At 39.2% G+C, this 10,986-nt stretch carries 8 protein-coding genes; 3 read left to right on the forward strand and 5 right to left on the reverse strand.

Annotation, left to right across the window (positions count from 1 at the left end; translation table 11 throughout):
* The first annotated feature begins 373 nt into the window (after positions 1-373).
* Positions 374-1,801 carry a hypothetical protein gene (locus tag KIT27_11745; protein ID MCW5590320.1) on the forward strand — a complete coding sequence of 476 codons (1,428 nt, stop codon included), beginning with the start codon at positions 374-376 and terminating at the stop codon, positions 1,799-1,801.
* A gap of 54 nt (positions 1,802-1,855) precedes the next feature.
* Here KIT27_11745 and rnt read toward each other — a convergent pair whose 3' ends face one another.
* Entirely contained in the window at positions 1,856-2,470 is a 615-nt protein-coding gene (gene rnt / locus KIT27_11750) for a ribonuclease T (GenBank protein MCW5590321.1), read from the reverse strand.
* Between the two features lie 6 nt (positions 2,471-2,476).
* On the reverse strand, positions 2,477-3,508 hold the full coding sequence (pyrC, locus tag KIT27_11755) for a dihydroorotase (protein ID MCW5590322.1): 1,032 nt from the start codon (positions 3,506-3,508) through the stop codon (positions 2,477-2,479).
* A gap of 111 nt (positions 3,509-3,619) precedes the next feature.
* Here pyrC and KIT27_11760 point away from each other — a divergent pair, with 111 nt between their 5' ends.
* Together KIT27_11760 and KIT27_11765 are read left to right on the forward strand one after the other, a co-directional pair.
* The gene (locus KIT27_11760) at positions 3,620-4,324 is read left to right on the forward strand and encodes a TerC family protein (protein ID MCW5590323.1); all 705 of its coding nucleotides are present in this window, start codon (positions 3,620-3,622) and stop codon (positions 4,322-4,324) included.
* A gap of 85 nt (positions 4,325-4,409) precedes the next feature.
* On the forward strand, positions 4,410-5,897 hold the full coding sequence (locus tag KIT27_11765) for an LbtU family siderophore porin (GenBank protein ID MCW5590324.1): 1,488 nt from the start codon (positions 4,410-4,412) through the stop codon (positions 5,895-5,897).
* Between the two features lie 179 nt (positions 5,898-6,076).
* Here the strand turns inward: KIT27_11765 and KIT27_11770 are convergent, their stop codons facing one another.
* The 3 genes from KIT27_11770 to KIT27_11780 all read right to left on the reverse strand — a co-directional run bounded on the left by KIT27_11770 (position 6,077) and on the right by KIT27_11780 (position 10,602).
* Positions 6,077-6,418: a hypothetical protein gene (locus KIT27_11770; GenBank protein ID MCW5590325.1), complete on the reverse strand. Its 342-nt coding sequence runs from the start codon at positions 6,416-6,418 to the stop codon at positions 6,077-6,079.
* A gap of 202 nt (positions 6,419-6,620) precedes the next feature.
* A complete protein-coding gene (locus KIT27_11775; protein MCW5590326.1) occupies positions 6,621-9,323 on the reverse strand; it encodes a tetratricopeptide repeat protein in 2,703 nt (900 codons plus the stop codon).
* A 283-nt stretch (positions 9,324-9,606) separates the two neighbouring features.
* Positions 9,607-10,602: an FRG domain-containing protein gene (locus KIT27_11780; GenBank protein MCW5590327.1), complete on the reverse strand. Its 996-nt coding sequence runs from the start codon at positions 10,600-10,602 to the stop codon at positions 9,607-9,609.
* Between the last annotated feature and the right edge of the window lie 384 nt (positions 10,603-10,986).

A 10,986-nucleotide genomic window follows, 5' to 3' on the forward strand; every position in this document is an offset into this window, starting at 1 on the left:
ATTTAAAAGAAAATACGGTGGATGCGTATCGTAAATCGGCGATTAAACGTTTAAATGCCAATAATATTACTCATGCAGTGTTTACGGCATTAACCGCGGGGTTGATTATTTAACATCCTTTGCTGAGTTGTGGCGAGGATTTCAAGCATCAAAACCAGGTTTAAAGCTTAAGGTAATTTGACAGATTTTAACAACTGTTGCGTATTAAAGCAAAATGAAGTTCATATTGTCATGTGGTGTTAATAATGAAGCAATTTGATACAAACTCATGAAAAAAAATGATTTTTTTTCACGTTTGGCCATGCATTTTGAATCTGTTTGGCTATACTAAGGATAAGAAAATAATTATTTCAAGAAAAGAACGAGGTGTGATATGGCTGCTCAAGAATTTAAAAGTTTTTTTGTGCGAAACGATAAAGGAAATTTATTTAACGGTGCGTTTGCTAAATTTTCACCAGGTAACCTGTATACTAAAACTGAATCTATTGGTGTATTTTTACGTGCATTAGCGGCGAAATGTTTTGTGAGTCTCAAACAAAAAGAAAAATTAGGCAAGACCTACGATAATTATATTACCCAATCTAAAGCAGATAACTTACTTGAGACTAATAAGGTTAGTCTGAAGCAAATCGCAGGTAATTATCGTTTTAATGTATTTAGTGAGTTTTATTTTATTTCAGAAGTCATTGTACGAGGATTCATCGGACAAATTCTTTATGAAAGAGGTACGAATGCACTTTATCAAGCGGTTAAAGAAAGATTCGAAAAAAGTTGGAGTGACCGCAGTGTTAAAACATTAGGATGGGGGCTACTGGGATTAGTAATAGGGCCTCTAAATATTCTTGTGCGCGGGTTACAAGGGCTAGGTCATATACTGTTAACAGGCTCATTATTTTCTCTTACCAAGGTATCAGAAAGAGTTATAGAAGATGTCATGCAGCCCTATGTGATACCTGCATTTCAAAAACTCTTCTCTAAAGTTGGACAATGGATGAGTGGGCTTAAAGCTACCTTGGTAGCTTTTGCAAAAAACCATCCTGTGTACGCGCTATTAGGAGTTGGTGCAGCGATTAAAGTGGCAGGTCCCGTGATTGTTGCTCATAAAGTTGGAGCTGCAGCGGCAGTGACTACTACAGCACTTTTAGCTCAATTAAAGCGCAACAATGATAATTCACAAAACTCAGAGTCCGCACAGGAAGCAAACACGGCTGATAATACTGCTTCTAGCTCGGCAACACCACTGGCTACTCAAGTTGCTGGAGCTAGAGTTGAAGCAACGTCTCCTCGGGCTACCACCATAGAGCCACTTGTTCAGCAGGACATCAATAATCCCGTCGCGATAAATACTCGCGAAACCTCTGAAGTTCATGCCTTGGCAAACGATGACGCAGTTACCAAACGGAATACTCATGATAGCAAGAAAAAATCCTTGTCTTCTACTAAGTCCGCGCCTTTATTATCCACCGATACAAAAGATAACATCACTACCGTCGTGATGGATCATCGTGAAAAAACGGAGGCTCATGCTGTAGCAGAAAGAGTTAATGCTAACCCACAAACCACTCGTGATAATATCAAAGAATCTTTGCGGGAACCTACAGCATCTCCTAATAATCCCGCTGCTCTATGGAGAAAGCAGACGATTGATCAGAATTCCCCCATTAACGCTTACTTAGAAAAAGTACAAAATAGATCGGAACAGCCAAGTGTAGACCGAGCCGTTTCAGATAATTTAGGGTCTGAAAAATACTCCAGTGAACATGGGACTAACAACGATCGTCGGCGGGGGCTGACCTTATAGAAAACGGAAATTTTAATCAGCAATAATATACCGCGGGATTTGTCCCGCGGTTTGTTAATAAGGCCACCCACCCAATTCTTGCCAACGATTCACCATATAACAAAAAATTTTGGCAGTAAGCTGAGTATCGTAAATCGCGGAATGCGCTTGATTGGGATCAAAGGCAATTTTAGCGGCTTGTGCCATGCGCGCTAATACGGTTTGCCCAAACACTAAACCGCCTAAGGTCGCGGTATCGAAGGTGGTAAAAGGATGAAAGGGATTACGTTTAATTTGACAACGATTCGCTGCGGCATATAAAAATGAATGATCAAACCAAGCATTGTGCCCCACCAAAACAGCGCGCTGACAATGTTGATTTTTAATTTCTTCGCGTACCGCATGAAATAATTTCGATAACGCCGTTTTTTCATCGATGGCAAAACGAAACGGATTATCAGGATTGATGCCAGTAAATTTTAATGCCGATTCTTCTAAATTAGCGCCAGCAAAAGGCTCGATGTGATACGCATGACAATCGCCAGGATATAAAATTCCCTCATTATCAAAATGCAACATCACTGCCGCAATTTCTAGTAGCGCATCTTTAGCTGGATTAAACCCAGCCGTTTCAACGTCGATCACAATGGGCAAATAGCCACGAAATCGTTGTGACATGATATCGGTCATGCAAAATTATCCTAGTTGCCAATGAATGGTTTGTCCGGCGCGCAAGGGAATTAAGGTTTCATCGCCGAATGATAATTCTTCCGCGACTTGCCAGTCGTTGCGCTTTAGGGTAATGGTGGTCGCATTATAGGGTAAGCCATAAAATTTTGCACCATTATAAGCCGCAAATTGCGCGAGTTGTGTGAGTGCATTTTCGCGGTCAAACACTTCAGCATAAAGTTCAAGTGATGCATGCGCGCTATAAATCCCAGCACACCCACAGGCATTTTCTTTTTGCGATTTGGCATGCGGCGCGCTATCGGTACCTAAAAAAAATTTTTCGTGACCACTCGTTGCCGCTTGAATTAATTTTAATTGATCGCGTGAACGTTTTAAAATTGGCAAACAATAATAATGCGGTTTAATTCCGCCGGCGAGTAATTGATTGCGATTGTATAATAAATGATGCGGCGTGATGGTGGCAGCGATGGGATGTTTTGCCTCTAAAATAAAATCAACTGCCGTAGCTGTAGTAATGTGTTCTAACACAATGTTTAATTCGGGAAAATCGCGTAGTAAGGGTGATAAATATCGATCAATAAATACCGCCTCACGATCAAAAATATCAATCGTGGGATCAGTGACTTCACCATGCAATAATAAAGGAAATTGTAACCGTTGCATTACTTCAAAAATAGGATACCGTTTTTTAATATCGGTTACTCCGTGCGCGGAATGGGTGGTAGCATGCGCGGGATATAATTTCGCTGCATAAACAAAATCGCTGACAGCGGCTTGTTCTATTTCGCTTTGGGATGTGGTGTCGGTTAAATAAAGCGTCATTAACGGTTGAAAGGAATGAGCTTTAGGAATACACGCTAAAATGCGTTGACGATAGGCATGCGCTAATTCTAGCGTGGAAATCGGCGGATTTAAATTCGGCATAATGATAGCGCGAGCATACCGTTGGATGGTGTCATCGATACTGCGCTGTAAATAAATGCCATCGCGCACATGCAAGTGCCAATCATCTGGCGTTGGTAAAGTGATTTGCTGTATTAACATATCAATTATCCGCAAGGGTTCATCAAGAGATTCTAGCAAAGAATACTTCATACGGGTAAGATAGTCTTCAACGTTATTCATTTATCCTAATCAAAGAGTTTAATTATGTGGGCATGGCTTGAGTGGCAAAGTATTTTTGCCTTACTGACATTAATTTTTTTAGAAGTGGTTTTAGGCATCGATAATTTAGTGATTTTAGCCATCACTTGTTCACGCTTACCCAAAGAACGCCAAGCATTTGCGCGTCGTTTTGGTTTAGCCTTAGCATTAATTCTGCGCTTACTATTACTCGCCGCCGCATCTTGGATCACCCGTTTAACCACACCTTGGGCCATGATTGGGTCGTATCCCATTAATGGGAGAAATTTATTATTTTTATCGGGTGGTACTTTTTTACTGTATAAAGGGATTAAAGAATTATTCGAAACACTCAAGGAATCGGAACACACTTTAACGCGCACCGCCCCCTCTTTTTTTTGGTTAGCGATTTTGCAAATTGCCTTTTTCGATTTGGTATTTTCACTCGACAGTGTTATTACTGCGGTTGGGATGACTGATCATTACATTATCATGGCCATTGCGATTACGGTGGCTATTTTAGTCATGTTATTTGCCAGTGGCCCGCTCACTTATATTATTAATCGCAAACCACGCCTACGAATTTTAGCCTTGTGTTTTATTGTCTTAATCGGCGGCATGCTGTTGATTGATGGCTTAGGTTATGAAATTTCGCACAGTTATGTTTATGTCGTCATTATATTTTCTTTATTTGTCGAATTATGGAACAGTCTCTATGAAAAATATGAATAAAAAACTAGTATTTGCTAACAAGATATGATTATATAATCCCCCGTTCTGAGGTCGCTGATAATTTAACAATGAAATGGGGGTTAATGTGAAAAAATTAGGAATATCATGTATTGCATTGTGTAGTGTAGGGCTTATCACCTCAACGTTCGCAGCGACAGACACACAACAACAAATTCGTTTATTACAACAACAAACGCAATTATTGCAACATCAATTAGCGACCATGCGTCGGCAATTAAATCAATTGCAACATCAACCAGCTTATCGAGTTAAAAAAGCTACGAGTAAAAGCCAATTGCATCCGCAATTAAAACCTGTGACGCCTGCGTGGGTTTATACGCAGGGTACGCCGGTAACGTCATCACCTTATTTAGGCACTCACTCTGAATTTGATGGTTCCGATTTAATTGTAAATATTTCCAGTATCAACGAAGATGCGCGAATTTTGCGCGATCGCCAAAAACTCTCGCAACGTTTAGAAGACTATGGTTTGTCGCAACCTAAACATCCTTTATTAGTGATTAGCGGGAAATTAGAACCGATTTTAAGTTGGACGCATCCTTACGTAGGCAGTGCGTCAAGCGATGCCGATTTGGGATCGGGGGAACTCGAAGTAGGTGCAGAACTTGATCCCTGGGTCACGGGATTTATGTCTTTCGATTACGATAATTCTCCACCAGCAGCCAATGTGTCGCGTCGTCGTTTAGCCAATTCTCGAGTTTTCTTAAATAAAGGATTTGTGACCATTGGTAATTTTATGAAATCCCCATTTTATGCAACGCTTGGGCAACAATTTGTGCCATTCGGACGTTATAGTAGCAGCATGATCACTGCGCCCTTAACGTTAGTATTAGGCCGCGTCAATGGGCGAGGAGTATTAGGCGGTTATCAATCGTTAGGCGACACAGGACCTTACGCACGGATTTATACGATATCGGGCGATAGCACCACCAAAACGAATCGTTCCTTAAACGATTGGGGTGGCGATTTAGGTTATCAATTTAGTGTTAATAAAGTTAATGGCGATATTGGCGTGAGCATGATCCGCAATATCGCAGAATCGGATGGCATGCAAGAACCTGGTGGCGCAATTTTTGGTGGATTTGCAAGTCCTGCTAGCAGCGAAATTTTAGCGCATTATGTTCCAGGGGTTGATGTTCACGGCATGTTATCACTAAACCGTTGGACCTTCTTAGCAGAATATCTCACCGCAACGCGCGCCTTTGATCCCACCAATGCCACGTTTAATAACCGCGGAGCCAAACCAAGTGCGTTAAATGTGGAAGCATCCTATAGTTTGCCGTGGTGTAGCAAACCCACCGCCATTGCATTGCAATATGGTTTAACCGGCCAAGCCTTAGCGTTTAATGTTCCATCACGACGTTATGGTTTAGTGTTAACGACATCATTATGGAAAGATACCATTCAAAGTATCGAATACCGTCATGATAAAAATTACAAAATCACGGATACGGCTTCCGGCACCAACAGCGCTTTAATCAATTCCGCGTCTGATAACACATTAGGCAAAAGCGCGAATGCCATCACCGCTGAATTCGGCATCTATTTTTAATCTGCTGTAGCCTGGAACGAAGCGTAGCGAAGATCCAGGAACAGAGTATAAAAAGATCCTGGATCTTCGCTACGCTCCGTTCCAGGCTGCGCAGCGTAGATCCAGGATCGAAGTTTTAAAATTTCATCGATCCTGGATCTACGCTGCGCTCCGTTCCAGGCTACAGGCTCCGTTCCAGGCTACTCATACCACGCACATTGATCATAAGAGCCCACACATTCCCCGCTTTGCCAATGACTATCAAACTCGGCCGGTTGAGGATTGCTAAAAGACTTTTGCAATCCAATGCCATTAAATTGACATGTCACACTATTAAGCCATAAAGACGCCTGGGTAAAATTAAATTGGGGAGGACAGTGTTTCAGCGTATTATTGATAATCACCCAACCATTTTGACTGTAAAAAACATCGTTTTTACAGGTTGGAATAGCTTCAGAACAATCATACGTATTAGCAAATCCGCTATTAATCATAAATAATAACAATACACTAACAATAAGCCTTAAGAAAAATCGATCCATTTTGCTAACTCCTGTTTCATCACCACTCAATGAGTTAAGTGAGTTCATAGTGAAAATAGTGTTATTCCAATGGGATCGTACGTGATGGAGATTAAGATAATATTAACGGTAATATTATCATACAAAAAAAGTGGAAGTAATTGATTAAAATGGAGGCGAGTTATTCATACCCGCCTCCAAAAGGTTTAGTTATTAAAACCAACTATACCATTGCCCTCGGTTGACTATTAGCACTGAATTTCTTTATTTCTGCACTGATAGTATCGTTCAGACGATTTTTCTGCTGACAAGCTGGTAATTTATTGATGTTAGTTAGAATGCGATTAAAAACATCATTTCGTTGTATTTCTTCTAGACAAGAGTTAGCGGTTTTTATGATGCTTTTTAAATCTGCCTCTAGCGTGTTATATATTTTATTAATCTTATCTTCATTATTGTTATTAGCTGAATGGCTATATAAATGATTACGATTATTAGCAAAGCTAGAGCTAGAGCTAGAGCTAGAGCTAGAACTAGAGCTAGAACTAGAGCTAGAACTAGAGCTAGAACTGCTACTGAATGGATGAGTTAAACTAGAAAGCTGGTTTTGAGCCGAATTAATGACTTCATCTATAATACTAATTATCCGCTTACATATTGGAGCAGCAAGCTCATTACTGCGTTTTCCATTATGGATAGCAAAACTGATGCAGTTGTTTTTGTACAATTCGCTGTAGTGCTGGTTAAATTGCAACGCTAGTGCTAATTCTAAATCAAGTATTAATTTCGTCTTCCGTAATTTTTGAATTCCAGAAACAGTCTTGCAATATTCAGCACATGCTTCATAAACAGTTTGAGGTGGAGTATTTAGAATTGTATTGGGAGTTAATGCGTTAAGATAATTTCTTACCACCGCCGCCGACAATAAATTTAATGCCAGTTTATCATTAGGTGATTTACTTAAACTCGCATTTAAATAAACAATAGCCCGATCAAATTGACCTAATTTAATATAACACCCAGCTAAACCCACTAAGGCAGCGCGGTTGGTTCTATCATACTGCAATACTGTGTGGAGATTTTGGATAACCTCTGGAATAATCATATCATTAAAATAAGTATTTGCCGCATCGAGATTTCCATACAGCGCTACAGTTGCTTGATGATTAGATTCCAAATACTCTTTAATAGTTTGATCGCTACGGATCTCAGATTTTGGATTAATTAAATTAATGGTTTCATTCATGTTAATTGAATATTGGGTTAAGATTTTGATCTTAATCGCTAAAAAGTCGCTAAAATTGATGCCATCTACTCCATTAGGACATTTATTAATAGCACGTAATGCGCGCTCAATATAATCATTGCTGCCAACAAAATTTTTAGCTAAGAAATAATATTTAGCTTGATTAAGTAATAGTAGAGCTTGCAAATAATTTTTTTGCTCTTCATTTATGTCTTGAGTGGGATTACTAGCATCTTGGCGTTTTGATTGTAATTCACATGCATTCATTAATTTATCGGATAAGGTTTTAAACAATTTATCAACGCCATTTTGATTCTTATCTATAAAATTATGGGTAAGAGTCAACTCAGGGGCTTGAATAATTTCTGCTAATCTTTTATAGATGAGGTCAGCATTTTTATCCACCTTAGAAATTCTTTTTGCTGCATAAGCTGCATTTTCTAGGCAAGTTAAACCATAGTAGGTTAACGCATTGGCATCGAATGATTCAGGGTTTTGAGTAACATAATCTATAGATGCCTGGTAACCTAATAAATAATATTCAATCGAAGTTGCAAACAGGGTCAGTTTTTCTTGCAAATCTTTTCCGCGATCCGCGTTGGCACGCAAAGTATCCCCCATGCGGAACATTGATTGTACAATCACAGACGTAGAAATAGAATGACCGTTTAAATTATTATTCGCTTGTAAATGTAAGTGACAGCTATCTCGCATAATTTTAGCAGGTAGACTCAAGACATTTTCTGCTGCTGCAAAGTTAGATTCTTGATAATATAATTCGGCTAGTTTTAAATGTGCTTTGCTTAATAAGGCAAAATAGGCTGGTTGAGTTGAGCAAATGTTAAATAATAATTTTTCAATGGTTTTTTTATCATCCTTATTACTAGGGATGGTCTTTTTTAAAGCTTCTTCTAAAGTACGTTTCGCTTGAGCTTGATTGTTTAAGCGGATGTAATTATCTACGATAGTGAGTGTATCATTCAAGGCGGATTTATCTTGATTGTCTGAACTTGCTGATGAACTGCTTGAGGCACTGACTTGATTATCATTTTGTTGTTTAATATGAGGGGCTAATAATTTATTTTGTTCTTGTATGATTTGTAGCGTATGAGTATCAACACGATAATTTACAGCAGAAGGCCATTTTTTTTGACAAGCTTCTTTATTATTTTCCCATGTGAACTTATCACATACCGCTCCAGGGATCGGCAACCCAGCAGCATCAATTAAAAAAACGGGTGTAGCTATTTCATTGTCATGGAAATCTTTTATAGAAAATGCGTAAATTTTATTGGTATAAGCTTTATGGTATACAGCAGATAGCGGGGCATAAACTACTTTTTTGAGAATGTAAGCCTGGCGAAAAATATCAGTAGTTCTCAAATTAACACTATTTGGATGCGCCCAGTCATTCAGCATAACAGCAGACTGAGAGCGAAGAGCAGAACCATCACTCACTACCACCGTGTGAACATTAATTTCACCACTCAGCGGATCTTCGAGACTATTGATAAAAGGATCATCATTTGGATCGGTGATCTTGTTTTTAATCAGTGAGTTGAGATTCAAAGTTTCTGTGATATTATCATAAAATAATTTCAAAGCAGCTTCATATTCTGCTTGAATAGAAGCTTCAACGCTGGTTTTATTATTATTAAAGTCGATATAAGTAAAGCTCATGATCTATTCCTCTTAGAGTTGATTTATTTATTGCTCTTTTTTAAACACGCACGAACGATTAGTTCTGTAATCACCTGTTTGAGGAGTAGAGTATAACGCCAAAACTTGAAATTACTAGTGTAATGTATCCCGCACAAGGCTGGAACGGAGCGCAGCCTGTAGCCTGGAACTTCGCTGCGCTGCGATCCAGGATCAGAACTATTTTAGAACTCAGATCCTGGATCTCCGCTGCGCTCCGTTCCAGGCTACGGCAAGCTCCGTTCCAGGCTACGTACAGGTTATTTTAATAAAGGCCTTTCAATAAATCATTGCAATAACGGGCGGCGCCGTCGAGATCGGGAAATAGGCTTAAATTATTAATATTCATTTGATGAAGGGTTTGCAAACATAATTCGCGTTGATTATTAGGCATGTTAACTTTAATCAATACTTCATCTTCGCAGTCTTCAAAATAATCTTGGACCCAGCTTTCTAGCGTGGTATCCATTGGATGCAAGGTAAATAAACATGCCTGGCTAATTAAACGAGGATTATCGAGCATGGTGGGTTCAAAAATATCAATCATTTCGCGATCGCGATTATACGTTGCCGTGCGACAGGCCGAAACAAAATCGGCGGGAAAATTCGATTTATTACCGCTATTAAGAATTTGATCAATATATTGATCTAAAAAAACGCGATCATTAAATGAAACCACATTGCCAGCAATTTGTTTTAAATAATCGATCGCTTTAGGATAAAGCTCAGCTAAAATATCCAAACGATATTCTTTTCGCAACTCATCAATATGACGACGATTTAAAATATAAATCGTCCGATGTTCTTGAATTAAATCTTTCGCAAGTTTTAAATCGCGTGGTTTGGCTTCTGCGGATAAGGTTAATTTGCGTTCGTTATAAAATGCAAAAAACGTGGCAATAAATGGTGCTTGCGTCCAGGCGAGCAGAGGTGTTTTTAAACCATGATTATGGCCGATTACCCACAATTCTTTTTCGGAAAAATAACGATTAATATCCGCTTTCATCCGTCCGCGAATGGCGAGTTTAAAATTTTCTAAATAATGATATTTATCAAGCCGTACGAGTTCGGCTAAATCGCGTTGCAAGGGTGAAACTAAGGTAAAACTTTCGCGCGAGTGACCGCGAAAAATAAAATTAGGATACGTATAGTCGTGACGAATTAAAAAATCGTGCAAAATTCCCCAAGATTTTAATTCCACACAATTATAGCCATTGGTGAATTTTTCATGTTCCCAGAGCCAATTCTTGCTTTTTTTCATGCTGTTAACTCACACATCGCCAACCCCTATATTGAGTCTAGCACATCCTTGCAAAATCCCCAGTGCGAAGAGTGGTGTACAGCAGGGTAAGAAATTGCCTATTTCGAGACAGGGAATTACGGCATATTGATAATTCGCTCGGCTGAGACGTAGCATATTGACTTTGAGTCGCAGAGCGCAGTTCACCCGCTGCTTTAAAATAAGCAGCAAGGCTAAAAATCAATGAGATACGGTTTTGAAGTGGTCTAATTAAAGTGGACACAAAAGGGTTATTGTCTGGTATCCCAAATAACTCAGGGTAAACGAATAATTGTAACATTACTCAATTCTCAGAATTTATGGTCGCGAAATAAATTTTATGTCCGGAAAATGGTTGCCATATCA

It is taken from the genome of Legionellales bacterium, from assembly GCA_026125385.1.
In the GTDB taxonomy this organism is placed as follows: Bacteria; Pseudomonadota; Gammaproteobacteria; order JAHCLG01; family JAHCLG01; genus JAHCLG01.